The organism is Streptomyces diastatochromogenes, assembly GCF_002242805.1.
GTDB lineage: Bacteria > Actinomycetota > Actinomycetes > Streptomycetales > Streptomycetaceae > Streptomyces > Streptomyces diastatochromogenes.
In genome coordinates this window covers 23119-49712 of record NZ_MCGQ01000033.1, presented here as the reverse complement: position 1 = coordinate 49712, position 26594 = coordinate 23119, and the positions used below count along the sequence as shown (strand labels likewise).

Below are 26594 nucleotides of genomic sequence, written 5' to 3'. Positions count from 1 at the left end.
GAGATACGGCGCGCACGCCGGGCCCGTTCAGCCCCACCCTCTCCCACAAACGCTCGAAACGCTCAACTCGGTAAGAAGCATTGAGCGTTTGAGCGAGTGCATGCTAGAAACCGCCGTCATGACGACTCCTTGGTCACGCCGTGGTTTCCTGACCGCTTCCGCAGGCACCGCTGTCGCCCTGGGGCTCGGCACCCGGGCGTCCGCGGACTCGGACGAGTTCGCGACGCTGCGTGCGAAGTGGCGCACCCTGATCCTCGGCGAGGGCTTCGACCCGGCCGCCGAACCGTTCGCGTCCCGGCTCGCCGACCTGGGCGCCACGGCGCGCGGGCTGCTCGCCACGATGGCCCCGGCCACCGGCTCGCTCTGGCCCGACCTGGTGTACGCCGATCCGGACCCGGACACCGACCAGGAGTCCTACGGCTACTCGGGCAACATGAACACCAGTTACACCCGCCTGAACACGCTCGCCCAGGCCTACTGCCGTCCGGGCACCGGCCTGACCGGCGACACCGGTCTGCGGGACGCGATCCTGACCGGCCTCGACCATCTCCACGACGACGTCTACAACGCCGGCCGGACCCGGTACGGCAACTGGTACAGCTGGCAGATCGGCGCCCCGCAGGCGCTGCTCGACGTCTGTGTGCTGCTGTACGACGCCCTGTCGGCGGCGCAGCTCGCGAACTACCTCGCCGCGGTTGACCACTTCGTGCCCGACTCGGCGGTGGCGAGCTACAGCGGGACCAGCACCGGCGCCAACCGGGTCGACCTGTGCCGAGTGCTGGCGCTGCGCGGCGTCGTCGGCGCGAGCGCGGCCAAGGTGGCCTTGGCCAGGGACGCCCTCTCCCCCGTCCTCCCGTACGTCACCTCGGGCGACGGCCTGTACACGGACGGGTCGTTCGTCCAGCACACCACCGTGCCCTACACGGGTTCGTACGGCTCGGTGCTGCTCGGCGGTCTGGGTCTGCTGTTCGCGCTGCTGGCGGGTTCGAGCTGGGCGGTGACGGACCCGAACCGGCAGATCGTGTTCGACGCGGTGGAGCACGCGTGGGCGCCGTTCCTCTACAACGGCCTGGTGATGGACGCTGTTTCGGGGCGGGCGATCAGCCGGGGGCTGTCGGCGTCGGACCCGAAGCAGGTCCAGCAGGACGACCATCTGCGCGGCCATCCGATCCTCGCCTCGATCGTCCTGCTCGGGCAGGGCGCGAGCGCGGCGGAGAACGCGCGCTGGCGCGGCCTGGTGAAGGGCTGGACGCAACGCGACTACTACAGCCCGCCGCTGAACGACCCGGTGCTCGGCCTGCCGCAGCTGGCCCGGCTCAAGGGAGTTCAGGACGACACGTCGGTGACCGCGGTCGCCGAGCCCACCGGGCACCGGCTGTTCCCGTCCATGGCGCGGGCCACGCACCGCAGGCCCGGCTGGGCGGCCGCGCTCAGCATGGCCGACCGACGGATCACCTACTACGAGACGGGCAACGGCGAGAACCTGCGGGGCTGGCACACCGGTTCGGGGATGCTGTACTGGTGGGGCGACACGTTCGCCAACGGCCAGTACAGCGACGCCTTCTGGCCGACCGTCGACCCCTACCGACTGCCCGGTACGACCGTCTCCCGCAAGGTGCTGGCGGACGCGGCGGGCGGGGACTGGGGTGCCTCACTGCCGGACGTGAACTGGGTGGGCGGTGCCACGGACGGGGAGCGGGCCGCGGTCGGGCAGTACCTGAAGGGGCTGCAGTCCACGCTGATGGCGAAGAAGTCGTGGTTCTTCCTGGACGACACGGTCGTCTGCCTGGGCGCGGGCATCAAGTGCACGGACGGCACGGCCGTGGAGACGACGGTCGAGAACCGCAACCTCGGCCCCACCGGCGGCGCCCCGTTCACCGTGGACGGCACGGTCAAGCCCGCGGCCTACCCGTGGTCCGAGACGCTCACGGGCGCGAAGTGGGCGCACATCGGCGGGCACGGCGGTTATGTCTTCCCGGGCGGGGCGACGGTGCGGGCGCTGCGCGAGGCCCGGGACGGCAGCTGGAGCACGATCAACAAGGGCGGCTCGACGACCGTCCTGAACCGCAAGTACCTGACCTTGTACGTCGACCACGGCACGGACCCGGTGAACGCGTCGTACGCCTACCTCCTGCTGCCGGGCGCGACCGCCGCTCGTACGCAGGCGCGGGCCGCCGACACGGGGTGGCTGACCGTCCTCGCCAACACCGACAGCCAGCAGGGCGTGACCGTTCCCTCGCTCGGCTTCACCGGCGTGAACTTCTGGTTCGGCGGAACGGTCGGAACGCTCACCGCGAGCGATCCGTGCTGCGTGATGATCACCGAGAAGGCTGATGGTACGGCGGTGATCGCGGTGAGCGATCCGATGCGCATGCGCACGAGTCTCACGCTGACCTGGCGGCGGGCGATCGCCTCGGTCACCTCCGCGCCGGCCTCGGTCACCTCGGCGGCGACGGGCTCCGCGCTGACCCTGACCTTCGGGGACCTGACCGCGACGGCGGGCGCGACGCAGCGGATCACCGTCACGCTGGGATGAGCGTCTCCCGCGCCTCCTGCGTCCCCTGGGCCGCGTGGACGAACCGGCTCAGGGACGCCGTCAGCGCGGTGACGAAGGCGTCCCGGGCCTCCTCCGGGAGGGCGTCCAGGGACAGGTAGGGGTTGAGGTCCTCCAGCTCGACCAGCAGCAGCTCGCCGTCCGGAGCGCGGCAGGCGTCGACGCGCTGGATGCCGTGGTCGAGGCCGTTCCAGTCGATGAAGTGGCGGGCGAACTCCAGGTCGGCGGCGGTGGCGGCGTACGGCCGCAGCTCCCAGCGGCGCTCCGGGTCGGGTGCGTACAGGGCGTACTGGAAGTCGTCGTCGACGAAGTAGAAGGACACCTCGTAGGCGAAGTCGACGCACGGCTGGATGAGGACGGTGCCGTCGGCGAGGCCGGCGAGCTTGGCAAGGCCGTCAGCGGGGAGGATCCGGAGGCCGAGGGAGTCGGCGCCGGCCTTGGGCTTGACCACGTAGCGCTCGGCCGCGGGCAGCTGGTGCAGGTGCTCGGCGCGGTCGACGGTGGGGATGACCGGGAAGCCCGCCGCGCTCAGGTCGAGCAGGTACTGCTTGCCGGCCATGTCGGCCTTGCCGCTGAGCGGGTTGTACACCCGCGCCCCGCTGCCCAGCGCACGCGCGCGGAAGGCGTCGTACTCCTTCTGGTAGCCGAGGACGGGTCCGCTGTTGCGTATGACGACCGCGTCGTAGGCGTCCATGAGCGCGGTCGCGTCCAGCGGATGACACAGGGCGAGGTCGAAGTGCTCACGCAGCCGCGAGGTCAGGAAGACGTCCTCGTCGCCGTAGCGGCGCCCGCGGGCCGGGTACGCCAGGTCGGTGACGTAGAGGACGCGGGGGCGGGCGGCGGACATGGGGATCTCCTCGGGCAGCTGGGGTGCAGAAAGGTTACGTCGAGGGGTGGACGCTCCCTTCCCCGGCCCGGTTCTCCGTACAATTTGAGGCCGAACGACCTCCCGTGGCCGGCACCCGGCCGTGGGTGTCCCGCGCAGTGACCCGAGGAGCGCCCGTGCCCGGCCAGCGATCCATCACCGAAGCCGAACGGCTCGCGTCAGCGAAGCTCGGCGGCGTCCCGATCCGCCGGGAGCAGATGGCGGCCGTGGCCAACATCTACCGGGCCGCCTCCGCGGTGCGGCAGCACCTGGAGAACTCGGTGCTGCGCGGCTCGGACCTGACCTGGACGGCGTTCGTCGTGCTGTGGGTGGTGTGGGTCTGGGGCGAGTCGGAGACCCGGCACGTGGCGGAGGAGGCCGGGATCTCCAAGGGCACGCTCACCGGCGTGGCGCGCACCCTGGAGTCGCGCGGGCTGATCGCCCGGTCCGGGCATCCGGACGACGGGCGGCTGGTGCTGCTGAGCCTCACCGACAAGGGCGAGGAGCTGATGCGGCGGGTGTTCCCGGAGTTCAACGAGGAGGAGGCGTTCGTCACCGCGGGCCTGAGCGACGCCGAGTGCCGCAGCCTCGCGGAGGGGCTGCGGCGGGTCGTCCTCCAGGTGGAGGAGCACGGCGAGGAGCGTCGCCGGGAGCTGCTCGGCGGGGCCGAGCCGGCGCCCCGCCGCAGTGGGCGGCGCGCCAGGAACTGACCTGCGGTCAGCTGCTCCGTCGCGCGGCGGCGACCAGGGCGTCGAACAGGCCCTGCTGGGCGGGGTCTTCGTGCGCGGTGTCCTCGGGGTGCCACTGGACGGCGGTGAACCAGCCCCGGGCGCCCGGGAGTTCGAGTCCCTCGACGGTGCCGTCGGCGGCGGTGGCCGTGACGGTCAGGCCGTGGCCCAGGCGGTCTACGCGCTGGTGGTGGTAGCAGGAGGCGTCCGCCTTCTCGGCGCCGGTGGCCCCTTCGAGCAGGGTGCCGCGCCGGATCCGTACCGGGTGCACGAGGTGCCGGTGTTCGTGTTCCGGGCCGCCCATGTCCTGTTCCAGGCTGCCGCCGAGGGCCACGTTGACGACCTGCAGTCCCCGGCAGACGGCCAGCAGGGGCAGGCCCGAGTCGAGGGCGTGGCGGGCGACCCGCAGGTCGAAGGTGTCCTGGAGGTCGTCGACGTCGTAGACGCTGTCGTGGGTGGTGGCGGCGCCGTAGCGGTGCGGGGCGAGGTCGCCGCCGCCGGGGAGCAGGACGCCCTCGAAGCGGGTGAGCCGGGCGGCGACGTCGCTCTCGGCGGGATGGATGCTCACGGGTTCGCCGCCGGCCCGCCAGACGGCCTCGATCAGGGCGCGGGCGTTGACCTCGGCGGCGTACCGCAGGGCGGAGGTGGTGGCGGAGAAGCGGGCGGGGACGGCGATCAGCGGGCGGGGCGTCACAGCTGGATCCAGGTCGTCTTGAGCTCGGTGTACTTCTCCAGGGCGTGCGCGGACTTGTCGCGGCCGTTGCCGGACTGCTTCATGCCGCCGAAGGGGACGGTCAGGTCGCCCTCCTCGTAGCAGTTGACCCAGACCGTGCCGGCCTTGAGCGCGCGGGAGACCTGGTGGGCGGTGGACAGGTCGGAGGTCCACAGGCCGGCGGCGAGGCCGTACTCGGTGGCGTTGGCGAGCCGTACCGCCTCGTCGAGGTCGTCGAAGATCAGGACGGAGAGCACCGGGCCGAAGATCTCCTCGCGGGCCAGCCGCATCCCGGGGTCGACCCGGTCGAAGACGGTGGGGCTGAGGTAGCTGCCGCCGGTGTCGGCGAGGGTGCGGGCGCCGCCGGTGCGCAGGCGGGCGCCCTCGGCGCCGGCGGTGGCGACGTGGTCGAGGACGCGGTCCAGGTGGGCCTCGCCGACGAGGGCGCCCATCTCGGTGGCGGGGTCGAGCGGGTCGCCGACGCGGAGTTCCCGGGCCCTTTCCACGACGGCCTCGGTGACGCGCTCGGCGATCGAGGAGTGCACGAGGAGCCGGGAGGGCGCGGTGCACATCTCGCCCTGGTTGAAGAAGATGCCCCAGGCGGCGGTGGCGGCCGCGCGGTCGAGGTCGGGGGCGTCGGGCAGGATGATGTTGGGCGATTTGCCGCCGAGTTCGAGCCAGACCCGCTTGAGGTTGGAGTCGGCGGAGTAGCGCAGGAAGTGGCGGCCGACGGCGGTGGAGCCGGTGAAGGCGAGGACGTCGACGTCCGGGTGCAGGCCGATCGCGCGGCCGGCGGTGGGGCCGTCGCCGGTGACGACGTTGAGCACGCCCGGCGGCAGTCCGGCCTCGGTGCCGATCCGGCCGAGCAGCAGCGCGGACAGCGGGGAGGACTCGGACGGCTTCAGGACGACCGTGCAGCCGGCCGCGAGGGCCGGGGCGACCTTCCAACTCGCCAGGGTGAGCGGGAAGTTCCAGGGGACGACGGCGCCGACCACGCCCGCCGGTTCGCGCGTGACGAGGGCGAGGGCGTCGGGGGCGGTGTGCGGGGACTCGTCGGTGAGCTTGTCGGCCAGCTGGCCGTACCAGCGGAAGGTGTTGATCGCGGCGCGCAGTTCGATGGCGTACGCGTCGGTGATCGGCTTGCCCATCTCCAGGCTGACGGTGAGGGCGAGCTTCTCCCGTTGTTCTTCGAGGAGTTCGGCGATCCGGAGCAGTACGCGGCCGCGTTCGGCGGGTGCCAGGCGCGGCCAGGGGCCGGAGTCGAAGGCGCGGCGTGCGGCGGCGACGGCGTGGTCGACCTCGGCCTGCCGCGCGTCGGGGACTTCGGTGAGGGTCTGTCCGTCGCGGGGCGAGACGACGGCGAAGGCCGTCCCTCCCCCGGGTTCGTCGGTCCCGTCGATGTGGTGCAGCGCGGGCAGGTCGAGAGCCTTGGCCCGGCGCAGCAGTTCGTCATGGGTGACGTCCAGCATGGTGGTCCTGTCCAGGGTAGGGGGCCCGGCTCCTGGCGGAGCCGGGCCTGGCGGGGTGTGTCAGCTGTCCTCGGCGGTCCGGGCGTGGACCACGCGCGCGGTGCCGGCGCCCAGCAGCAGCACGGCGGGGACGGCTGCGACGAGCCAGATGGCGGTGGTCGGGTCGCCGCCGATGAGGGTGGTGAAGTTCGCGAGGACCACCCAGATCACGGCGGCGATGCCGAGGGCGCCGAGGGTCGGGGCGATCAGGGTGTTCCAGCGCCGGGTGTCGAGGCGCTCACGGCGGAAGAAGACGATCACGGAGATCGAGGTCAGGAAGTACAGGAGCATGCAGGCGAGGACGCCGACGCCGCTGAGCCAGGAGAAGAGGGTGAGGACCGGGTCCTTGCCGGCGAGGGCGAAGGGGATCACCAGCAGCACCGCGATCGCCGTCTGCACCATGCCCGCCGCCCACGGCGAGTGGCGCTTGTTGAGCGAGCGCAGCCGGCGGGGCAGCAGGCCCTCGCGGCTGAGGGAGAACAGGTAGCGGTTGGCGGAGTTGTGGAAGGCGAGGATGCCGGCGAACAGGGAGGTGCCCAGCAGGACGGGCAACACGTCGCCTGCCCAGCCACCGAACAGGTCCGCGATGGGTGCGAAGACGAAGACGGTGGCGTCGCCGCCCTCCAGGGCCTTGCCCGCGGCCCCGGTGACCTTCGTGGCGCCGTACGAGGAGACGAGCATCCACGAGGTGAAGGCGAAGAAGCCGGTGACCACGGCGACCGACAGGTAGGTCGCCCGGGGCACCGTCTTGTGCGGCTGGCGGGCCTCCTCACCGTAGATCGCGGTGGCCTCGAAGCCGAACATGGACGCGACGGCGAACATCAGCGCCACGCCCGGGGCGCCCTGCAGGACGGCGCTCGGGGAGAAGGTGTCGGCGACGCCGAGGCCCTCGGGGCCGCCGCCCTTGAAGAGGGTGACGAGGGCGAAGGCGAGCAGGATGCTGAACTCGGCCAGCACGAACACGGCGAGCACCTTGGCGCCGATCTCGATGCCGGCGGCGCCCAGCGCCTGGACGACGACCATGGTCACCAGGGCCCACACCCACCAGGCGAGGTGCACGCCGGCGTAGTGGTCGACGAGGCCGGCGACCGTGAAGCCGTACAGGCCGTACATCGCGGCCTGGACCGTGCAGTAGGCGAAGAGGGCCACCGCGGCGCTGCCGCTGCCGGTGGTCCGGCCGAGGCCCTTGCCGATGTACGTGTAGAACGCGCCCGCGTTCACCACGTGCCGGCCCATCGCCACGAACCCCACCGAGAACAGCAGGATGACCGCGCCGGCGACGGCGTAGGCGGCCGGGGCCCCGGGTCCGTTGCCGACCGCGACGGCGATCGGGACGGCGCCCGCGATACCGGTGAGCGGCGCCTGGGCGGAGAGGACGAAGAAGAGGATGCCCAGGACTCCCAGGGCGTTGCGCTTGAGGGTTCCTGCGGGCTGTGGGGCCTCTCCGGCCCGGGGTGCTGCGTCGACCGTCTGACTGTCCACTCGGATCACCTGCTGAGGAGGGGAGGGAGGTTTTGTTTTGAGCCAAACGAGTTGCCTCATGGTGGGCCCGAACTATCCATCTGACAAGGGGTGCGGGTGCGGAATTTACGGTCCGGAAACCACCTGTGGGATCGCACGAGAAACCCCCCGCCGCAAGCGCGACGGGGGGTTCCCTGGCGGGCACGCTCAGTCGCGGTCCGGGGGCCGCTCGCCCAGGTCGCGCAGGAGGGACCGCAGCTCGGCGAGGCAGGCCTCGGTGTCACCGCGGTCGGCGATCCCGGTCAGCTGGTGCAGGACGAGACCGTCCAGTGCGGCGAAGACCAGCCGGTTGAAGGTCGGGCTCACCCCGGGCGGCAGTATCCGGTCCAGCTCGCGGTGCGAGGCACCGAAGTACTCGTCGTACAGCTCGCGCACCTGCGGCAGCAGCTCGGGGCGGCGGCGGGCCTCCAGCAGCAGCTCGTACTGGTACGCCTGCCCGTCCGCGTCCTCCTCCACCATGTCCGTGAGCCCGGCGACGAAGTCCTCGGGGCGGCCGGTGCCGGGTTCCAGGAGGCTGCTGCTGAGGCTGGTGCGGATCGCGTAGGCCAGGGACTCCTCGATCAGCGCGTCCCGGGAGCCGAAGTGGTGCACGACCAGACCGTGGGTGACGCCCGCCTCCTCGGCGACGGCCCGGTAGGTCAGGTGGCGCAGCCCCCGGGCCCCGACGACCCGCACGGCGGCCCTGAGCAGCGCCTCGCGGCCCTCGCCGTAGCCGAGCCGCTTGCGGGCGGACTGGCGGCGGTCCTGCGAGGTCTCGGCGGGTTCGGTCATGGCCGTGACCCTACCCGCCGCCCGTGCCGCGCAGGGTCCGCGGTTCACCGCCGCGGCGGCCGGACGCCGCGGAACTCCCAGTCGCCGCCCAGCGCGGTGGACAGCACCTCCTCGGACTCGGTGGGCTGCGCTCCGACGTCGGTGCGGATCGGGGTGGGTCCGGTGACGATGTGGTTGGTGAGCCGGCCGAGACCCTCCACCTCCACCTCCACGACGTCGCCGGGCCGGACCGGCCGCGAGTTGGCCGGGGTGCCGGAGAGCAGTACGTCCCCCGGGTACAGGGTGATCGTGCGGGCGATGTCGGCGACGAGGTAGTGCATGTCCCACTTCATCTCATCGGTCGAACCGTCCTGGACGACCTCGCCGTTGACGTACGTCCGCAGTCGCTTGCCGTGGAAGTCCCAGTCGGTGACCAGGCCCGGGCCGAGCGGGCACAGGGTGTCGGAGCCCTTGACCCGGAGCATGGAGCCCGCGTCGGTGTCGCGGAAGTCGTGCAGGCCGTAGTCGTTGGCGATCGTGTAGCCCGCGATGTACTCCCCCGCCTCGGCGGGCGAGATGTTACGGGCGGTCCTCCCGATCACGATGGCGACCTCGCCCTCGTAGTTGAGCCATTTGCAGCCCTCGGGGCGGACGATCGCGCCCTGGTGGGAGTTGAGGGACGAGGTCGGCTTGTGGAAGTAGGTCGGCGTGTCCGGCAGGTCGATCCGGAACTCCTCCACCCGGCTGCGGTGGTTGAGGTGGACGGCGACGACCTTGGAGGGGACCACCGGAGGCAGGTGCCGGGCGTCCTCGATCTTGACGCGGCGGCCGTCACCGGCGACGAGTTCGTCGCCGTCCACGGTGACCTGGACGGCGGCGCCGTCGAGGAGGATACGGCGGTATTCGGGCATGTCGGTTCTCCTGGACGCGGCTGGGCGGGGTTAGACGCGGCTGTGCGGGGTGCGCGGGGACGGTGCGGCGGGCAGGCCGGTGCCGGTCCAGCCGCCGGCCGGGCGGTCGAACCACAGGTGCACCTGGCCGGTGCCGACGGAGTTCTCGTACGCGCCGTACTGGCGGGCCCTGGCGACGCAGGCCTGTTCGCCGAGGGCGCCGGCCATCATCAGGTAGTGGAAGAACTTCGCCTCGGGCTTGAACTTCCAGAACTCGTCCATGGTGTCGAGGACCTTGTCATGGCGGCCCTCCTTGAACCAGGCGATGCGCTCCTCGTCGGCCGCGCGGGCCTCGGGCGTGAAGATGTGCACCGGGTCGCTGGCCTCGTGGTCGCGCAGCTCGCGCAGCGGCCAGAAGGTGTGCGAGAGCGCGCCGGAGGCGATGAGCAGCACCCGGCGCCCCGGGGTGGCGGCGATGCCGTCGGCGAGGGCGCGCCCGAGCCGCAGGTGGTCCTCCATGTCACCGGTCTGGCAGACGCCGATGGTCACCCACCGCTTGTCGGGCAGTCCCTCGCCGAGGAACTTCCAGAGGTTGATGGTGGCGTAGTAGATCGGCAGGTACTCGTCGTCGATCGGCGTGATCCACGTGCCGTGCTTGTCGGCGAACTGCGCGATGTTGTGGGCGAGTTCGGGGTCGCCGGGAAAGTCGTACGGCATCCGGCACATGCCGCGCGGCAGTTCCTCGGAGGTGAACAGGCCGGCCCGTCGCTGCTGGGCGGTGACGACGAACTCGACGGTGGTCGCCCAGTGGGAGTCGAGGACGACGACGGTGTCGTAGTCGTCCCGGCCGAAGACGTCCTTGCGGAGCTGTTCGAGGCCGGTGACGAGGGTGATCTCCTTGCCCTGGTTCAGCTCCAGCCGGTCGGCCTCCGGCAGCACGATGGTGGGGACGTGGGCGAGCAGCCCCGCCCCGACGATCTCACCCATGGTGCTTCCATCCCTTCGGGGCGGTGACGGTGTTCTTCAGGTCGCAGTAGAAGTCGAAGCTCCAGGTACCGCCCTCCCGGCCGACACCGGAGAGGCGGGAGCCGCCGAAGGGTGCCTGGAGGTCGCGCACGAAGAAGCAATTGACCCAGACGGTGCCGGCGACGAGCTGTTCGGTGACGCGTTCGGAGCGCGCGCGGTCGCCCGTGGCGACGGTGGCGGCGAGGCCGAAGCGGGTGTCGTTGGCGAGGCGGACGGCCTCCTCCTCGGTGGCGAAGGTCTGGAGGGTCAGGACGGGCCCGAAGACCTCCTCCTGCACGATCTCCGAGTCCTGGGCGACGTCGGTGAGGAGCGTCGGCGCGTAGTACTGGCCGTCGTTGCGGTGACCGCCGATGACCGCGCGGGCCCCGGCCGCCAGCGCCCGCTGCACGAAGCCGTCGATCTTGTCGAGCTGGCGGGGGTGGATGTTCGGGCCGATGTCGGTGGCCTCGTCCCGCGGGTCGCCCTGCGTGAGCGTGGCCGCCTTCTCGACGAAACGGTGTGTGAACTCCTCGGCGATCGACTCCTCGACGAGGAAGCGGGTGGCGGCGAGGCACACCTGCCCGGCGTTGTCGTACTGCTCGACGGCGAGGTCGACGGCAAGGTCCAGGTCGGCGTCCGCGAACACCAACAGCGGTGACTTTCCGCCGAGTTCGAGGCTGAGCGGGGTGAGGTTGGCGGCCGCGGACTCCGCGATGCGCTTGGCCGTGGGCACAGAACCGGTGAAGCTGATCCGGCGCACGTCCGGGTGCGAGGTGAGCGCGTCGCCGATCTCGGCGCCGTACCCCTGCACGACGTTCAGCACTCCGGCGGGCAGCCCCGCCTCGGCGGCGATGTCGGCGAGCAGCGAGGCGGTCAGCGGTGACCACTCGGCGGGCTTCAGGACCACGGTGTCACCGGCGGCGAGGGCCGGGGCGACCTTCCAGGTGGCCAGCATCAGCGGGGCGTTCCACGGCGTGATCAGCACGCACGGGCCGGCCGGGTCCCAGCTGACGTGGTTGCTGTGCCCCCGCGTCTCGAAGTCCTCGTGGCCGAGCTGGAGCAGCCAGTCGGCGAAGAACCGGAAGTTGTGGGCCACGCGGGGCATGACGCCCCGGCGGTGGGAGCGGAGCAGGGCGCCGTTGTCGGTGGTCTCGACGATGGCCAGCTCTTCGATCCGCTTCTCGACGCCGTCGGCGATGGCGTGCAGGATACGGGCGCGCTCGGCCCGGGGAGTGGCGGCCCAGGCGGGGAAGGCGGCCTCGGCGGCGGCGACGGCGGCAGCGGCTTCGGCGGGGCCGCCGCGGGCGATCTCGCCGAGGGCGGTTCCGTCGATGGGCGAGTGATCGGTGAACGTCTCGCCGGAGGCGATGCGTTGGCCGCCGATCCAGTGCCGGGTGTCGACGGCTACCCCGCCGACAGTGATCTTGTCAGACATGAGTAGGGCTCCTTATAGACAGGGGGGATGAACTTCCTAGGGGCGCGGGGAACTGCGCGACCAGCCACGACGAACCCGCAGCCGACCACGAACCTCACTCGGCAGACGCCCCCGACGTACCCGCTTCGAGCAGCCGCCCGCCGTCCCAGACCACCCCGACCTGCCGGTAGTACGCAGCGATCGGCTCCCGAATCTCCAGCAGGGCCAACTCCTCGGTCGGCGCCTCGAACAACTCCAACTCGGCATCCCCGACCCACGGTTGACCGCCTTCAAACGAAGCCGCCCCCGACTCGATCAACTCGTCGAGCGCAAGCCCCTTACCCTTCTCGACAGAGGGCAGCCAGCGATGATGAACCATGGGATGCCCATTGACGAACCCGTTGGTCTCGGAAGGCTCCCTCAGGGTCACAACCACCTGCGCCAACCGCCGGTCGGCAGCCGCGAGCGTCGCCCCGAACCGTGCCCCCGCCTCGATCCGCGGAGCGGGCCCGTACGGATGCGGCCGCGTCTGGTGAAGGGACCCGAGCTTCTTCGGATACCCCTGGTGCAGCCCCCGCGCGATCGCGAAGTCCTTGTCCACCCAGATGTACACGCACCGCGAGTACGTCTGCCCCCGGTACTTGCACCGGACGACCGCGAAGGCCTCCTTGTACTGCGACAGCACGGGATCGAGCAACTCCGAGCCCGGCTGGGAGCAGGACTGCCAGTCGGCCCAGATCAGGGCGACGGCACCCGGGTCCTCGTCCGCCAACTCCAGTGGCTCGGGCAGCAGTTCACGTACTCGCGAGGGATCCGTGCGGTATTCGACGGTGAGCAGGTCGCCGGAGTAGCGCCAGGGGGGCGAGGGGATGAGCGACGAGGTGCCCGTCGCCGTCTTGGGGTGGAAGTAACCGCGGACACTGGTCACTTGAGGCTCCTTACGCGGTGAGGGCGGGCTGCTTCAGCAGTTCGGCGCGGTAGCGGGCGGCGGCGGAGGCGACACCCGGGCCGCCGAGGGCGACGACGCCGACCAGGCGGCCGCCGGTGTGGTAGCCGGCGAGGACGTCCCCGTCGGCGTCGCCGTCGAGGATCCGGACGTCGGCGAGGCCGAGCGCGGGGGCGCCGAAGGACTGCAGCCGGAAGTCGTGCTGGTCGCTCCAGAAGGTCGGCAGCGGTGCGAACGGAGCGGGTTCCGTCTCGCCGCCACCGACGAGATGGGCGACGAGGGCCTTCGCGGCCTGCTTCGCGGTGTCCGTGGGGATGGACCAGTGCTCGACCCGGCGGGGTACCCCGTCGTAGCGGGCGTTGGGGAAGCGGGCGACGTCACCGACGGCCCCGACCTCCGGTCGGCCCCCGACCCGCAGCAGTTCGTCCGTGAGGACGCCGTCGGTCAGGTCGAGGCCGTTCCCGTCGAGCCACTCGGTGTTGGCGATCGAACCGACCGATTCGACCACCACGTCCGCCGGCACGACCGAACCGTCGTCCAGCACCACGCCGGTGACCGTTCGATCGCCCTCGAAGCCCTGCACACCGGTGCCGAGCCGGAACTGTACGCCTCGCTCCTCGTGCCGCTTGAGCAGCGCCCGGGCGAGCAGCTCGCCGAGCGGGCCGACCATGGGCAGGGGCAGCGGATCGACGACGATCACCTCGGCGACGTCGAGTCCGACGGCGGTGGCGGCGACCTCGCAGCCGATGAACCCGGCGCCGACGACGACCACCCGGGCGCCGGGCCGGGTCAGCGCCTCGCGCAGGCCCTGGGCGTCGGCGAGGGTGCGGACCGTGTGCCGCCCGGCGAGCGGGCCGGGGCAGCGCAGCCGGCGGGGCCGCATGCCGGTGGCGACCACCAGACCGTCGTACGCGAGCGCCTCGCCGCCGTCGAGCTGCACGGTCCGTTCGTCGAGCCGGGCCGCGACGGCCGTGCGGCCGAGGCGCCACTCCACGTCGGCGACGCTCGCCCGGGGGCGGAAGGCCAGCGACTCGAAGGGTGCCTTGCCCGCGAGGACCTCCTTGGAGAGCGGTGGGCGGTTGTACGGCATGTGGGGCTCGTCCCCGACGAGGGTGATCGCCCCGGTCCAGCCCGCCGCACGCAGCTGTTCGGCGGCGCGCAGGCCGGCCATGGAGGCGCCGGCGACGACGATGCGACCGCTCATGGGTCAGTCCTCGATCCGGATGGCCTGGAGCGGGCAGACGTCGGCGGCTTCCTCGACCTCGTCGCGCAGGGCGTCGTCGGGGTCGCTGACGTAGGTGAGGTGCCCGTCGGTGTCGAGCTGGAAGACGTCGGGTGCCGCGAAGACGCACTGGCCGTGGTCCTGGCACTTGGTCATGTCGACGACGACCTTCATGGCCGGTCCTCCTGAGGGTGAGGGCGTCGAAGCGGAGTGAAGGGAGAGAAGTGGGGCCCGTCCTGCGTAGGAAGGGCCCCGGCCAACGGGGTGCGATAACCGCACCCCGAACTCGTTTGGCTGCAAACAAGGTAGACAGGCGACCCCTCTCGGTCAATACCTATCCAGATGGATAAATTCTTGTCCCGGAAACCTTGCGGTACAGCACGACGCTCCTTACGGTTTGGCTTCAAACAACATGCCCCGGGGCCGCCCGGGAGCCGCCCCGCACGGGCCTCTCCCCCGCCGCGCCCCGGTTTTCTCTGCCACGCCACCCGCCTCCCGGACATGCACGTCCCGGAGGTGCCCGACGTCCGCCCCAGGAGACAACGGTGAGCGCTCATGACATCCCGGAAGTCCGCCGCCACATGGACCGGCTCGCCGCCGACGGCATCGACGTCGTCCGGGTGACCTATCCCGATCTGATCGGCACCGACCGGGCGCGCGACGTCCTGTTGGAGGAGCTGACCCGGGCCGTGGAGCACGGGCTGGCCTTCTGCCGGGCCGTCTACCACACCAGCCCGCAGGGGGACGTGGTCCCGGTCAGCGGCGGCCTGGACGCGGGGCTGCCCGACATCGCCGTACGACCGGACCTCGACACCCTGACCCCGCTCCCCTGGGAGCCCGGCGTCGCGACCTGTCTGGCGGAGATCGTCGACCCGGCCACCGGCTCCGCGGCGCCCGAATCGCCCCGCGACCTGCTGCGCAGGGTCCTGGAGCGGTGCCGGGAGCACGGGCTGCGCCCGGTCGTCGGACCGGAGCTGGAGTACTACCTGTGCGAGCCGGACCCCGCCGGCGGCTGGCGCCGCTACGCCCGCGACCCCGGCGTCGTCTACACCGCCGGGCTGCGCGCCGACCCGGACAACCACCTGTTGCGCACTCTGCGCCAGGTGCGCGATCTGAACATCGGGGTGATCAGCGGAAACCACGAGTTCGACGGTGGTCAGTTCGAGATCAATCTGATCCATTCGGACGCCCTGTCGGCAGCCGACCGTTCCTTCCGTTTCAAGGCCGCGATCAAGGAGCTGGCCCGCAGGGAGGGCAGGCTGGCCACGTTCATGGCCAAACCGTTCAACGACTCCGGCGGCTCCGGCTTCCACCTGCACCTGTCCTGCGACGACACCGACGGCCGCAACGCATTCGACGACCCCTCGGGGGCGTACGGTCTGTCCGCCACCGCCCGCCACGCCGTGGCCGGTGTCCTCGCCCACGCCCCGGCGCTCGCGGCGCTGCTCAACCCGACGGTGAACTCGTACAAGCGCTTCGGCCCGGACACCCTCGCCCCCTGGCTGATCGACTGGGGGCTGGACAACCGCAGCGCCATGGTCCGCATCCCGCCGGAGCGCGGCAGCGGAGCCCGCCTGGAGCTGCGGCTGGGCGACGCGAGCGCCAACCCGTACCTCGCGATCGCCGGCACGATCGCCGCCGCCCTGCTGGGTGTCCTGGCCGGCGAGGAGCCCGCCGCCCCGCTGGAGGGCTACGGCTACGACACGGCCAGGTCGGCCCTGCTGCCGACGACCCTGTCCGCCGCCCTGGACGCGCTGGAGGCGGACACCGCCCTGGCCGAGATCCTCGGCAAGGACTTCACCACGTCCTTCCTCACCTACAAGCGCAACGAGGTCGAGCGCTTCCAACGGTTCGTCACCGACTGGGAGTTCACCGAGTACGCCTACCACCTGTGACCCCGAGGAGCCACCTGTGACCACCGAGACCCCGGCCGCCGCCGCGAGCGAGCCGCTGCCCCTGGCGGACGTCGACCTTGCCGACCTCGACCACTTCACCGACGGCATCACCCCGTGGCGGATGTTCCACACGCTGCGCCACGAGGACCCGGTGCACTGGCAGCCGGAGGAGGCGCCCAACTCCGGATTCTGGGCGGTCACCCGGCATGCCGACATCGCCAGGGTCGACCGGGACGCGGAGACGTTCACCTCGACCCGGTTCGTCAACCTCGAAGAAGTCGACGACGACCAGATCAAGAAGCGGGCCTCCATTCTGGAGCTGGACGGCGTACGGCACCGGGCTCTGCGCAGCCTGATCCAGCGGCAGTTCGGCGCGAGCGTGATCAACAGCTACTCCGACTTCCTGCGCGGCCTGACGGCGAAGACCCTGGACGCGGCACTCGCGAAGGGCGGCTTCGACTTCGTCGCGGACGTCTCCGCCGACTTCCCCATCAACGTGCTGGCCCGCCTGCTGGACGTCCCGCCGGAGGACAACCAGCAGCTCATCGACTGGGGCAACCGCATCATCGGCAACACCGACCCCGACTACGCGGACGTCCTGCTGCACAGCGAGGAGAGCGAGAAGTACCGCGACCTGCCGTTCCGTTCCCCGGCGTCGCTCGAAGTCTTCGAGTACGGGCGCGAGTTGGCCCGGCAGCGGCGCGGCAAGGACGGTACCGACCTGGTGTCGAAGCTCGTCAACACCACCCCGCGCGACGGTGTCCCGCTGTCCGCGCAGGACTTCGACAACTACTTCCTGCTCCTGGTGGTGGCCGGCAACGAGACGACCCGGCACACCATCACCCACTCCATGCTGGCCCTGCTCCAGCACCCCGAGCAGCTCGCCCGCCTCCAGGAGGATCCGTCCCTGATCCCCACGGCCGTCGAGGAGTTCCTGCGCTGGGCCTCCCCGGTCTACCACTTCCGCCGTACCGCGACCCGTGACGTCGAGCTGGGCGGCAAGCGGATCAGGGAGGGCGACAAGGTCGTCATGTGGTACGCCTCCGGCAACCGCGACGAGGAGGTCTTCGGCAACCCGTACGACTTCGACGTGGCCCGCGAGAACAACGACCACGTCACCTTCGGCAAGGGCAGCCCGCACCTGTGCCTGGGCAACCTGCTCGCCCGCACCGAGATCCGGATCATGTTCGAGGAGCTGATCCCGCGCCTCGCCGGCATCCGGCTGACCGGTGAAGTCCCGCGTGTGCGCTCGAACTTCGTCAACGGCATCAAGAAGCTGCCGGTGGAGGTCACCCTGGCCTGAGCGCGGGAGGCCTCAGAGCCCCGCCGCCCACAGCTCCTTCCGGTCGATGCCGGTAAGGCCCCGGCGCACCGTGCGCCGGGTCCCTTTCCCGATCGGCGCGTACGACGGGACGGCAAGCACCCTGCAGCCGGCCGCCTCGGCCGCCGCGACCCCGGCGGCCGAGTCCTCGACCGCGAGACAGGCGGCGGGATCCACACCGAGGGCCCGGGCGGCGGCGAGGTAGGGGTCGGCGGCCGGCTTGGTGCGAGGCGTCTCGCCCTCGGCGAAGGTCGTACGGAACCTGTCGGCGCCCAGCACCTTGAGGGCGGCGTCCACCACGGGCCGCGCGGACGCCGAGACCAGTGCCATGGGGAGGTCCAACTCCTTTAGCAAGTCGAGGAGTTCGAGGGCGCCCGGGAGCGGGGTGGCCTCCCGCTGGACGGCATCCAGAAACCGTGCGTCGAGGTCGGCCGCGAGTTCCCGCGGGTCGGCGCCCGTCAGGCGGTGCAGGTGCCGGGCGGTGTCCGCGGTGGAGCGGCCGAGGACGTCGAAGAGGTCGTCGACGCCGATCCCGGGCACCCGCTCCCGGACCGTGCGCAGCCACAGCGACTCGGTGTCCACGAGCGTGCCGTCCATGTCGAGGAGTACGGCGTGCGGCTCGGCCGCGAAGGGGCGGCCGTCCAGGGTCCAGTGCCGGTCGGGGTGGCGGCCCACGGCGGCGAAGACCTGCGCGGCGACATCGGATTGCCGGACCCGCGGGGGTGCCTTGCCGATACCGGGACCCGCTGCCGCCAGCCAGGCCGTGCGCTCCTCGGCGGAGCGGCCGCCGTGGCCGCCCGCGTCGACGTGACCGTGGTCGGTGACCACCAGGTACGTCCACCGTTCGTCGGCGTACGCGCGGCGCGAGCGTACGGCTGCGAGCAGGCGGCCCAGGCGGGCGTCGGCGCGGTGGACCGACGCCTCGTACGCCTCTCCGCAGCCGAGGACGTGCGCGGTCTCGTCGGGCGCGCCGAGGTAGACGAAGGACGCCTCGACATCGTCCTCGGCGAGGACGTGCGCGACGGCCTCGGTGATCCGCTCGTCGCACTCCTCCCATGCCTCGGGGGTGTCGGCCTGCGGAGCGATGAACGTGGTCCGGGACGGCGCCCGGAAGAGGGGCCCGCCGTCGCGCGGCTGCAGCAGGGGCCGCCAGCCGGCGGCGACGAAGGTCCGCCGGCCGTCGTGGTGGTCGAGGCGGGTGGCGAAGTCGGGGAAGACGTCGAGGCGGTGGCCGCTGAGGTCGTTGCTCCACACCCCGTGCTTGGCGGGGCCCACCCCGGTGACGATCGTCGCCCAGCAGGGACCCGACAGGGTGGGTGTGTCGTCGCCGACCTGGACCGCCGTGAGGAATCCGTCGGCGGCGATCGCGTCGAGGTGCGGGGTGGGCCGGCGGTGCAGTACGTCGAGACGTACGCCGTCGATGCCGACGACGAGGACGCGGCGAGCGGCGACGGGCATGGCGCTCCTTACGATCGGTCAGGCGGACCGGGACAGTTCGTCCGGCCCCACTCCATAAGCGAACGGCAGGCCCTGCGCGTAACGCGCCACCTCGTCCGTGGCCCAGTCGGCCATGCGGCCCAGCTCGTTGCCGAGGGAGCCGGCGATGTGCGGGGTCAGCAGCACGTTCGGCAGGGTGTACAGGGGTGAGTCGGCGGGTGGTACATCCGGTTCGGTGACGTCGAGGACGGCGTGGATGCGGCCGGAGACGAGGTGCCGGGTGAGGGCTTCGGTGTCGACGAGGGAGCCGCGCGCGGTGTTGATGAGCGTGGCGCCGTCCCGCAGCAGGGCGAGCCTGCGGGCGTCGAACATGTGGCGGGTCTCGGGGAGTTGGGGGGCATGGATGGTGACCACGTCGCTGCGCCGGGCGAGGTCGTCGAGGCCGGCCGGTTCCGCGCCGAGAGCACGGGCCCCGGCCGGGTCGAGGTAGGGGTCGTGGAGCAGGACGTGCAGGTCGAGCGGGCTGAGGAGTTCGATGACCCGGCGGCCGATGCGGGAGGCGCCGACGACGCCCACGGTGCGGTGGTAGTTGCCGTAGCCGTCGAAATACGGGAGCAGACTGGGCTGTCTGCGGGTACTGGCGTAGCCGTGGGCGATGTCCAGGACGCGCTTGTTGGCGAACAGGATGGCGGCGAGGGTGAATTCGGCGACCGGCAGGGCGTTGGCGGCGGCCGCCGAGGACACGGTGATGCCGCGCTTCCAGACGGCGTCGGTGACGTGGTGCTTGACGGAGCCCGCGGCGTGGACGACGGCCCGCAGGCGGGGCATGCGGCGCAGCGCGTCCTCGGTGAGCGCCGGCGCGCCCCAGTGGGTGTAGAGCACCTCGGCGTGGGCGAGCCGGTGGGCGTCGGCCGAGCTCGCGTCGGTGATCGTCGTGATCGTTGTGGTCGTGTCGACGCGGGCGACCGTGTGGAGGCGGTCGAGGGTGCCGTCGGCGAGGAGGGAGCGGTGGATGTCGGCGCCCATGGCGAGGACGGTGCGCGGACGGCGGCGGGTCTGGGGCACGGTCACCGTCACTTCACCGCGCCGGCGGTCAGGCCGGAGCGCCAGAAGCGCTGCAGGCAGACGAAGGCGACGATCAGCGGGAGCACGGCGACCAGGGAGCCGGTGATCACGAGCGAGTAGTACTCGGGTTGCTGCTGGGTGACGCTGTTCCACATGAACAGGCCCAGGCTGACCGGGTAGAGGTGGTCGTCGTTGAGCATGACGAGAGCGCCGAAGAAGTTGTTCCAGCTGGCCGTGAAGGAGAACAGGAAGATCGTCATGAAGCCGGGGGCGAGCATGGGCAGTGCGATCCGGGCGAACGTGCGCAGTTCGCCGGCGCCGTCGACGCGGGCGGCCTCCAGGACCTCTGCGGGCACGTATCCCTCGGAGAAGACGCGGGCCAGGTAGACGCCGAAGGGGTTGACCAGGGCGGGCAGCAGCAGCGCCCAGTAGGTGTTGACGATGCCGGCCTTGCCGGCGAGCAGGTACATGGGCAGCTGGATGACGGTGCTGGGGACGAGGACCCCGCCGAGGACCAGCCCGAACAGCTTCTCCTTGCCCCTGAAGTCGTACTTGTCGAAGGCGTAGCCGGTGGCCACGCAGATCAGGGTGGAGGCGGCGGAGCCGACGACGGAGTACAGGACGCTGTTGCCGAACCAGCGCAGGTAGATGCCGTCGTTGACGGTGAACACGTGCCGCAGGTTGGCGAGGAGGTCGAAGTGGCCGAGGGTGAAGCCGGAGGTGGCGAAGAGGTCGCGGTGGTTCTTGGTGGCGGCGATGAGCAGCCAGCTGACCGGCATCAGGGTGTAGCAGACGGCGAGGATCAGCAGGCCGTTGACGACGCCCTTGGAGAGCAGGGCGTGCCCGGGGGTGCGGCGGCGGGCGGTCGCCTGCCGGCGGGTGTCCGTGGACGGCTGGGCGGGTGCGGGGGTGGAGTGGGTGAGGGTGCTCATACCGCCGCCTTCCAGCGGTTGCCGATCCAAGTGACGACGAAGGAGAGGGCGACGCCGAGCGCGGCGAGCAGCAGGGAGGCGGCCGCGGCCAGGCCGTAGTCGTGCTGCACGAATCCCGCCTTCCAGATGAACAGGGTCGGCGACCACTCGGTGTCGATCGATGGTGCTCCGCGCTGGTTGAGCAGCTTGGGTTCGGTGAAGAGCTGGATCGCGCCGACGCAGGTGAACAGGACGGTCATGACGATCGCGGAGGCGATCATCGGGATCTTGATGCGCAGGGCGGTGCGCAGGGCGCCGGCTCCGTCCACCACGGCCGCTTCGATCACTTCGCGCGGTACGGCCTGTAGGGCGGCGTAGAAGATGACCATGTTGTAGCCGGTCCACTGCCAGGCGGACAGGTTGACCATGGAGAGCAGGACGTGATCGTTCGCGTAGAAGTCCCAGCTGCCGCCGGCCGCTGAGATCCAGTCGAGCACGGGGCTCAGTCCCGGCGTGTAGAGGTAGATCCAGATGATCGAGGCGATCAGGCCGGGGATCGCGTGCGGCAGGAAGAGCGCGAGTTGGAAGAACCGTTTCGCCCGGGCGAGGGCGGAGTCGACGAGCAGTGCGAGGGCCAGGGAGCCGCCGATCATCACCGGGATGTAGAGGGCGCAGTAGAGCGCGATGTGCGCGAAGGAGGCGCGGAATCCTGGGTCGGAAAGGGCGGCGGTGTAGTTGGCGAGTCCGGCGAAGACGCGTCGGGTGCCGCCGAAGCCGAGCCCGGAGGAACGTTCCTGGAACAGGCTCATCCACAGGGCGTAGCCGATGGGCGCGACCATGACCGCACCGAACAGGACGAAGAACGGGGTGATCAGCAGGGCGGCGGCCCGGCGCTGACTGCGCCTGAGCTGCGTGGCCCCGCCGGGTCCGGCCGGGCCACGGCGGGCGTCGGGCGGTCCGGCGGTGCGGGCCAGGGGTGCTGCCACGGCGGCTCCTTCGGGGTCGGGGTGGCGGGAGAGGCGGGGCGGTACACAGGGGTCAGGGTGCTTCTTGGGCGCCCTACGGGCGCCGGGGCTGTGGCGGGTGCGACGCGCTGTGGTGGGCGCGCCGCACCCGCGCCCCCTCCCCTCGAGGGGCTACTCGGCGAGCTTGAGGCCGCGGGACTCGATGCCGGACTCGGCCTTGTGCTCGCCCGCCTCGACGCCCGCGGTGAAGCCGGACTTGGCGGTGGTGTCCTGGATGGCGGTGTAGACGTCCATCTGGTCGGGGCCCCAGGTCCAGCCGGGGACGATGGTGTCGGCCTGCTGGGAGGCGAGGGCGTAGAGGTCCTGGCCGTTGAAGTAGGAGGTGTCGAACCTGGCCGCGGCGACCTTGCGCATGTCCGCGTTGGCGGGCAGCGCGCTGCTGGGCGAGGCGAGGTCGGCGAGCCGGGCCTCGACACCGGCCTTGTCGGTGGTGAGCCAGGTGATGAACTCGGCGGCGGCCTGGGCGTGCTCGCTGCCCTTGAGGACGCCGTACGAGGTGCCGCCGTAGTTGCCGACGGCCGGGGTGCCCCAGTTGGGCATGGGGGCGGCGGCCCACTTGCCCTTGAGGTCGGGCAGGGCGGTCTTCATCCCGCCGGCCGACCAGGAGGCGCCGAGGAAGGCGAGGGTGCTGCCCTGGGCGCGGGCCTTGGTCTCCTCGGGGCTGTAGCCGGTGAAGGTCTGCACGAGGCCGTCCTTGACCAGGCCGTCCCAGTAGGCGGCGACCTTCTTGGTGGCGGTGTCGTTCACGCCCGTCTTCCAGGCGTCGCCCTGGGTGCCGAACCACTTGCCGCCGGCCTGCCAGGCGAGCGCGGCCAGCAGGGCGGGGTCGTTCTTCGGGAAGGAGGCCAGGCGGACGTTCTTGTCCTGCTTCCTGACCTTCTCGGCGGCCGTCCTGAACTCGTCCCAGGTCTTGGGGACGGCGATGCCGTACTTCTTGAACAGGTCGGTGCGGTAGTAGAGGAGCTGTGGTGCCACGTCGTAGGGGACGGTCCAGGTGCGGCCGCCGAAGGTGACCAGGGACTGCACGGGCTTCGGGAACTTCGTCTTGACCGTTTCACCGGCGTACTTGGTCAGATCGATCAGATTGCCCTGGCTGGCGAACTCGGGGACCATCTGGTACTCGATCGTGGCGACGTCGGGTGCGTTGCCCGCCTGCACGGCGTTGGAGAGCTTGCTGTAGCCCTCGGTGCCGCTGGGGATCTCGGTGAACTTGACCTTGATGTCCTTGTGCGTCCTGTTGAACGCGTCGACGGTCGACTTGGCGCCGAGCGTCCAGGTCCAGTACTCGATGGTCACCGGCTTGCCGTCGGACGCGGCGCCGGTCGAACCGCCGCTGCCGCCGCAGGCGGTGACGAGCAGGCCCAGGGCGGCGACGGCGGCGGTTGCGGCGAAGCGGAACGATCGTGACGTACGCGTCATGGCACGGCTCCTACGAGACCTCGTACGGGAAGAGGCGGTCGCAGGACATCTTTTGTGCACAGCCGATCAACGTCAAGAGCGTTCGTGCAAGATAATCAAAACGATCGCCGTTCGATCATTTCGCTCGCGCGCACCTCTCGGTGGCGTCAGGAGGCGCTGCCGGCGGACGCCCCGCCCCCGCACGAGGAGCGGATCCGCAACTCCGGGAGCAGGTCGAGGTGTTGCCGAGGGCTGGGCCGCTCTCCCGCGGCCCGCTCGGAGAGCCGGCGCAGCAGCAGCTTGGCGGCGAGTTCGCCCACCGCGTGCTTGGGCGGGGCGACGGCGGTCAGGGGCACGTCGGCGAGGCCGGCGACCTCGTCGTCGTAGGCGATGAGCGCGAGGTCGTCGGGCACCCGCACACCGCGCGACTGGAGCCGGGGCACGAGCACGATGGCGTCCTCGTCGCTGTGCACCAGGGCCCCGGTGACGCCGCGTACGACGACAGCCTCGACGAGGTAGTCGACGGAGGCGTCGTAGTCGCCGTGTTCCCGCACGCTGGGGGCGCCTTCGTCGACGTCGATGCCGCGCGAGCGTACGGCCGCCTGGAAGCCGGCGCTGATCTGGACGGCGTGCGGCCCCTCCTGGAGGACGGCCGTGATCCGGCGATGGCCGAGGGCCGCGAGGTGACCGACGGCGAGGGCGGCGCCGTGGGCGCGGTCGGTGCGGACCCGGTCGAGGTCGGCCGCGGGGTTGCCGGGCAGGGCGGAGCGCTCCACCAGGACGGTGGGCACCTCGCACTCCACGAGCCACTTCTCCTGCCCGTCCTCGGGGACGCCGCCGAACCAGCTGGGCGCCACCAGCAGCCCCTGCGCACCGCCCGCGACCAGGTGTTCCGCCTGTACGGAGTCCTCGGTGTCGACATAGCCGGAGACCCCGAGGACCAGCCGTCCGCCCTGGGCGCCGACGGCCTCACGGGCGCCGCGCACGATGTCGGCGAAGATGTAGTTCGTGGTCGGCACGATCATTCCGATCACGGCGCCCTCGGCGGACTCCTGCCGCCGCTCGGGGGTGGCCGCGGTGTCGCCCGGCCAGACCACCGCCCCGTGCAGTCGATGCACCCGGCCCTGGGCCGCCAGGGTCTCCACGTCACGCCGCAAGGTGACCGCGGAGACGCCGAGTTCGGCCGCCAGTTCGGCGACGCGGAGGCTGCCCCGCTCCCGGACGAGTTCGAGCACCCGCTCGTGGCGCTGGTCGACGTGCAGTCGCATGGGGGTCCCCCTGGAACAGTGATCCCGAATTGCTTAACTCTACGCCCACAATCGTATCGATCGTTTCCAATCAAATCGATCGCTCCGGTGTTCGGGGAGCGAACCCCAGAGCACTCAGTTCCCCCTTGACGCCCCTCCTGCTGCACTGAGTGTCACGAATCCGCGCCGGGTGCTACGTTCCCGTTCATGAGCTCCAGCAGCGCGGCGCCGGCCGCGAAGCCGCCGATGCGGGACGCCCTGGTCGCGGCGGCCTTCCAGCTCTTCCTGGAACGCGGGTACGAGCAGACCACCGTGGACGACATCGTGGCGCTGGCCGGGGTCGGCCGCCGCTCGTTCTTCCGCTACTTCCCCTCGAAGGAGGACGTGGTCTTCCCGGACCACGAGCGCTGCCTGGCCGACATGACCGCGTTCCTGGCCGCGAGCGACGAGAAGGACGAGCCGGTCCGGCGGGTGTGCGACGCGGCCCGGCTGGTGCTGCGGATGTACGCGGAGAACCCGTCCTTCTCCGTACAGCGCTACCGGCTCACCAAGAAGGTGCCGGGGCTGCGGGCCTACGAGCTGTCCGTGGTGTGGCGCTACGAGCGTGCGCTCGCCGAGTACCTGCGCGAGCGGTTCGCCGGGCGGCCCGACGGGACGCTGCACGCCGACGTGATCGCGGCCGCGGTCGTCGCCGCGCACAACAACGCCCTGCGCTCCTGGCTCCGTTCGGACGGCAAGGGCGACGCGGGCACGGCGGTGGACCATGCCCTGGGGTACGTCCAGGCGGCGTTCGACCGCCGGCCGCATCCGCACCCCGCCCCGGCCGACGAGCCCGCCGCCGTCGCACACCCCGAGGCCCCGCACCCCGAAGTCATGCACTTCGACGTCGACCATCCCGACGACGTGGTCGTGCTCGTCACCCGCCGGGACGCACCGCTGTGGCGAGTGGTGCAGGAGTTCGAGTCGGCCCTCGGCCGCGCCTGACCCACCCACGCACACAAAGCCTCCGCAGATTCGGGGTACGGAGTGCCTTTACGTGTGACACTGAGTGCCATACTCTGTGGGCGTGCACGGTGGCACGGCAGCCGGGCACACATGCGCGCGGTTCACTCCGAGCGCGGATTCCGGCCGAGGGCAGGGAGTTGACCAGCGTGTACCACTCAGCGAGCGCCTCGCACATGGCGGCAGGCTCCGCGGCGGCGGGTGTCCTCGACCCCGCCGCCGCGGACTCCAAGGACGCCATCCTCTTCCAGCGCTGCACCTGGTGCGGCACCGCGATGTACCACCGGCTGCTGTGTCCGGTGTGCCAGGGCAGCGAGCTGCGCACGGAGCGCAGCGAGGGCGCCGGGACGGTGCGCCATTCCACCGTGGTGCACCGCAACACACCCGCGGCACGCAACGTGTCGCTGATCGAGATGGCCGAGGGGTTCGTCGTACGGGGCCGGGTCATGGGGCCGCCCGTCGGCATCCACAGTGGGGACCGGGTCCGGCTGTCCACGGCCAAGGACCCGGTCCGGGGTGAGCCGGTCTTCCAGCTGATCGACGAGCCGTACCGGGCCTGGACCTGAGGGCACCTCGGCCGCGGTCCCGCGGACTGCGCGAAGATGCCTCCATGACCATGGCATCGACATCTGAATCCGCTTCGGAATCCGCATCGGAATCGGAGCAGGTGAGCGCGGCGATCGCGGGTGAGCTGGCGCTCATGGACCCCCGGGTGCGCTCCTCGCGGGACCTCGCCCGGCAGTGGCTCGACCCGGAGTACGTCGAGGTCGGCGCCTCGGGCAGGCGGTGGACCCTGCGGGACATCCTGGCCGCGCTGCCGGACATGGCGGGCAGCGCGGACGAAGGCCCCCATTACGAGCCCGTGGAGATGACAGGGGTCCTCCTGGCTCCGGGTCTGGTGCATCTGACGTACGAGACGGTGCTCGACGGGCGCCACGCGCGCCGCAGTTCGCTGTGGCGCCGACGGGACGCGCAGTCGGGCTGGCGGATGTACTACCACCAGGCCACCCCGGTGCCGCCCGTGGCCGAGTAGCCACCCAACCCCCAAGTCAGCGGCACTGGGCGGAAGTTGCCGTAAGCTCCGACCGCTGACCCCACAGTTGCCGCGCGCCGGACCGCCGACCGCGAAATGTGATCCAACACCCGCCCTTCACAGGCAACCCACAGTGTCTCCTTCC

Annotated in this window: 24 protein-coding genes; 7 read left to right on the top strand and 17 right to left on the bottom strand. The window is 71.3% G+C overall.

Translation table 11 applies throughout. The annotated features are described in order from the left end of the window. Positions 1-118: 118 nt before the first annotated feature. Positions 119-2536: a polysaccharide lyase 8 family protein gene (locus BEK98_RS32750; RefSeq protein WP_094220364.1), complete on the top strand. Its 2418-nt coding sequence runs from the start codon at positions 119-121 to the stop codon at positions 2534-2536. On the opposite strand, the gene BEK98_RS32745 is transcribed toward BEK98_RS32750, so the two are convergent. Then, positions 2523-3401 carry an ATP-grasp domain-containing protein gene (locus BEK98_RS32745; RefSeq protein WP_094220363.1) on the bottom strand — a complete coding sequence of 293 codons (879 nt, stop codon included), beginning with the start codon at positions 3399-3401 and terminating at the stop codon, positions 2523-2525. The genes BEK98_RS32750 and BEK98_RS32745 overlap by 14 nt on opposite strands. A 155-nt stretch (positions 3402-3556) precedes the next feature. On the opposite strand from BEK98_RS32745, the gene BEK98_RS32740 reads away from it, so the two are divergent. Then, complete coding sequence (locus tag BEK98_RS32740; RefSeq protein WP_094220362.1) at positions 3557-4129, top strand: MarR family winged helix-turn-helix transcriptional regulator; 573 nt, start codon at positions 3557-3559, stop codon at positions 4127-4129. 7 nt (positions 4130-4136) lie between these two features. Here BEK98_RS32740 and BEK98_RS32735 read toward each other — a convergent pair whose 3' ends face one another. The 10 genes from BEK98_RS32735 to BEK98_RS32690 form a co-directional block, all read right to left on the bottom strand. Continuing rightward, complete coding sequence (locus tag BEK98_RS32735; RefSeq protein WP_094220361.1) at positions 4137-4841, bottom strand: gamma-glutamyl-gamma-aminobutyrate hydrolase family protein; 705 nt, start codon at positions 4839-4841, stop codon at positions 4137-4139. Next, positions 4838-6328, bottom strand: coding sequence for an aldehyde dehydrogenase (locus BEK98_RS32730; RefSeq protein WP_094220360.1), 1491 nt, complete (start codon positions 6326-6328; stop codon positions 4838-4840). The genes BEK98_RS32735 and BEK98_RS32730 overlap by 4 nt, the downstream gene beginning before the upstream one ends. A gap of 60 nt (positions 6329-6388) precedes the next feature. Beyond that, positions 6389-7849, bottom strand: a complete 1461-nt coding sequence (locus BEK98_RS32725) for an APC family permease (RefSeq protein WP_425276638.1) — start codon at positions 7847-7849, stop codon at positions 6389-6391. 186 nt (positions 7850-8035) lie between these two features. Then, the gene (locus tag BEK98_RS32720; protein WP_094220358.1) at positions 8036-8659 is read right to left on the bottom strand and encodes a TetR/AcrR family transcriptional regulator; all 624 of its coding nucleotides are present in this window, start codon (positions 8657-8659) and stop codon (positions 8036-8038) included. Positions 8660-8703: 44 nt separating this feature from the next. Beyond that, positions 8704-9549, bottom strand: a complete 846-nt coding sequence (locus BEK98_RS32715; protein WP_094220357.1) for a fumarylacetoacetate hydrolase family protein — start codon at positions 9547-9549, stop codon at positions 8704-8706. A 30-nt stretch (positions 9550-9579) separates the two neighbouring features. Continuing rightward, positions 9580-10515, bottom strand: a complete 936-nt coding sequence (locus tag BEK98_RS32710) for a 3,4-dihydroxyphenylacetate 2,3-dioxygenase (RefSeq protein ID WP_094220356.1) — start codon at positions 10513-10515, stop codon at positions 9580-9582. Next, positions 10508-11968 (bottom strand): aldehyde dehydrogenase, encoded by a 1461-nt coding sequence (locus BEK98_RS32705; RefSeq protein ID WP_094220355.1) that lies wholly within the window; start codon positions 11966-11968, stop codon positions 10508-10510. The genes BEK98_RS32710 and BEK98_RS32705 overlap by 8 nt, the downstream gene beginning before the upstream one ends. Before the next feature lie 94 nt (positions 11969-12062). Then, positions 12063-12875: an acetoacetate decarboxylase family protein gene (locus tag BEK98_RS32700; RefSeq protein ID WP_094220354.1), complete on the bottom strand. Its 813-nt coding sequence runs from the start codon at positions 12873-12875 to the stop codon at positions 12063-12065. 10 nt (positions 12876-12885) lie between these two features. Next, complete coding sequence (locus BEK98_RS32695; protein WP_094220353.1) at positions 12886-14097, bottom strand: NAD(P)/FAD-dependent oxidoreductase; 1212 nt, start codon at positions 14095-14097, stop codon at positions 12886-12888. A gap of 3 nt (positions 14098-14100) precedes the next feature. Further along, positions 14101-14289, bottom strand: a complete 189-nt coding sequence (locus BEK98_RS32690) for a ferredoxin (protein ID WP_094220352.1) — start codon at positions 14287-14289, stop codon at positions 14101-14103. Between the two features lie 371 nt (positions 14290-14660). Here BEK98_RS32690 and BEK98_RS32685 point away from each other — a divergent pair, with 371 nt between their 5' ends. Then, positions 14661-16010: a glutamine synthetase family protein gene (locus tag BEK98_RS32685; RefSeq protein WP_094220351.1), complete on the top strand. Its 1350-nt coding sequence runs from the start codon at positions 14661-14663 to the stop codon at positions 16008-16010. Positions 16011-16026: 16 nt separating this feature from the next. Next, positions 16027-17313 (top strand): cytochrome P450, encoded by a 1287-nt coding sequence (locus BEK98_RS32680; RefSeq protein ID WP_094220350.1) that lies wholly within the window; start codon positions 16027-16029, stop codon positions 17311-17313. 12 nt (positions 17314-17325) lie between these two features. Here BEK98_RS32680 and BEK98_RS32675 read toward each other — a convergent pair whose 3' ends face one another. The 6 genes from BEK98_RS32675 to BEK98_RS32650 form a co-directional block, all read right to left on the bottom strand. Next, positions 17326-18789, bottom strand: a complete 1464-nt coding sequence (locus tag BEK98_RS32675; protein ID WP_094220349.1) for an HAD-IA family hydrolase — start codon at positions 18787-18789, stop codon at positions 17326-17328. An 18-nt stretch (positions 18790-18807) separates the two neighbouring features. Then, positions 18808-19794 (bottom strand): hydroxyacid dehydrogenase, encoded by a 987-nt coding sequence (locus BEK98_RS32670; RefSeq protein ID WP_094220421.1) that lies wholly within the window; start codon positions 19792-19794, stop codon positions 18808-18810. Positions 19795-19841: 47 nt separating this feature from the next. Beyond that, positions 19842-20765: a carbohydrate ABC transporter permease gene (locus BEK98_RS32665; RefSeq protein WP_094220348.1), complete on the bottom strand. Its 924-nt coding sequence runs from the start codon at positions 20763-20765 to the stop codon at positions 19842-19844. Continuing rightward, positions 20762-21730, bottom strand: a complete 969-nt coding sequence (locus tag BEK98_RS32660; RefSeq protein WP_244202090.1) for a carbohydrate ABC transporter permease — start codon at positions 21728-21730, stop codon at positions 20762-20764. Before BEK98_RS32660 ends, BEK98_RS32665 begins: the two co-directional genes overlap by 4 nt. A 150-nt stretch (positions 21731-21880) precedes the next feature. Then, complete coding sequence (locus BEK98_RS32655; RefSeq protein WP_094220347.1) at positions 21881-23188, bottom strand: ABC transporter substrate-binding protein; 1308 nt, start codon at positions 23186-23188, stop codon at positions 21881-21883. A 146-nt stretch (positions 23189-23334) separates the two neighbouring features. Next, the gene (locus BEK98_RS32650; RefSeq protein WP_094220346.1) at positions 23335-24435 is read right to left on the bottom strand and encodes a substrate-binding domain-containing protein; all 1101 of its coding nucleotides are present in this window, start codon (positions 24433-24435) and stop codon (positions 23335-23337) included. A 186-nt stretch (positions 24436-24621) separates the two neighbouring features. Here BEK98_RS32650 and BEK98_RS32645 point away from each other — a divergent pair, with 186 nt between their 5' ends. The 3 genes from BEK98_RS32645 to BEK98_RS32635 all read left to right on the top strand — a co-directional run bounded on the left by BEK98_RS32645 (position 24622) and on the right by BEK98_RS32635 (position 26449). Beyond that, entirely contained in the window at positions 24622-25398 is a 777-nt protein-coding gene (locus BEK98_RS32645; protein ID WP_094220345.1) for a TetR family transcriptional regulator, read from the top strand. 194 nt (positions 25399-25592) lie between these two features. Next, positions 25593-25982, top strand: a complete 390-nt coding sequence (locus tag BEK98_RS32640) for a Zn-ribbon domain-containing OB-fold protein (protein WP_167444308.1) — start codon at positions 25593-25595, stop codon at positions 25980-25982. A 50-nt stretch (positions 25983-26032) separates the two neighbouring features. Continuing rightward, positions 26033-26449 (top strand): nuclear transport factor 2 family protein, encoded by a 417-nt coding sequence (locus BEK98_RS32635; RefSeq protein WP_094220419.1) that lies wholly within the window; start codon positions 26033-26035, stop codon positions 26447-26449. The last annotated feature ends 145 nt before the right edge of the window (positions 26450-26594 follow it).

Coding starts and splice junctions, on each gene's coding strand:
- BEK98_RS32750 (WP_094220364.1), top strand. CDS start 119: ATGACGACTCCTTGGTCACGCCGTGGTTTCCTGACCGCTTCCGCAGGC.
- BEK98_RS32745 (WP_094220363.1), bottom strand. CDS start 3,401: ATGTCCGCCGCCCGCCCCCGCGTCCTCTACGTCACCGACCTGGCGTAC.
- BEK98_RS32730 (WP_094220360.1), bottom strand. CDS start 6,328: ATGCTGGACGTCACCCATGACGAACTGCTGCGCCGGGCCAAGGCTCTC.
- BEK98_RS32720 (WP_094220358.1), bottom strand. CDS start 8,659: ATGACCGAACCCGCCGAGACCTCGCAGGACCGCCGCCAGTCCGCCCGC.
- BEK98_RS32715 (WP_094220357.1), bottom strand. CDS start 9,549: ATGCCCGAATACCGCCGTATCCTCCTCGACGGCGCCGCCGTCCAGGTC.
- BEK98_RS32710 (WP_094220356.1), bottom strand. CDS start 10,515: ATGGGTGAGATCGTCGGGGCGGGGCTGCTCGCCCACGTCCCCACCATC.
- BEK98_RS32705 (WP_094220355.1), bottom strand. CDS start 11,968: ATGTCTGACAAGATCACTGTCGGCGGGGTAGCCGTCGACACCCGGCAC.
- BEK98_RS32695 (WP_094220353.1), bottom strand. CDS start 14,097: ATGAGCGGTCGCATCGTCGTCGCCGGCGCCTCCATGGCCGGCCTGCGC.
- BEK98_RS32690 (WP_094220352.1), bottom strand. CDS start 14,289: ATGAAGGTCGTCGTCGACATGACCAAGTGCCAGGACCACGGCCAGTGC.
- BEK98_RS32675 (WP_094220349.1), bottom strand. CDS start 18,789: ATGCCCGTCGCCGCTCGCCGCGTCCTCGTCGTCGGCATCGACGGCGTA.
- BEK98_RS32670 (WP_094220421.1), bottom strand. CDS start 19,794: ATGGGCGCCGACATCCACCGCTCCCTCCTCGCCGACGGCACCCTCGAC.
- BEK98_RS32665 (WP_094220348.1), bottom strand. CDS start 20,765: ATGAGCACCCTCACCCACTCCACCCCCGCACCCGCCCAGCCGTCCACG.
- BEK98_RS32655 (WP_094220347.1), bottom strand. CDS start 23,188: ATGACGCGTACGTCACGATCGTTCCGCTTCGCCGCAACCGCCGCCGTC.
- BEK98_RS32650 (WP_094220346.1), bottom strand. CDS start 24,435: ATGCGACTGCACGTCGACCAGCGCCACGAGCGGGTGCTCGAACTCGTC.
- BEK98_RS32645 (WP_094220345.1), top strand. CDS start 24,622: ATGAGCTCCAGCAGCGCGGCGCCGGCCGCGAAGCCGCCGATGCGGGAC.
- BEK98_RS32640 (WP_167444308.1), top strand. CDS start 25,593: ATGGCGGCAGGCTCCGCGGCGGCGGGTGTCCTCGACCCCGCCGCCGCG.
- BEK98_RS32635 (WP_094220419.1), top strand. CDS start 26,033: ATGGCATCGACATCTGAATCCGCTTCGGAATCCGCATCGGAATCGGAG.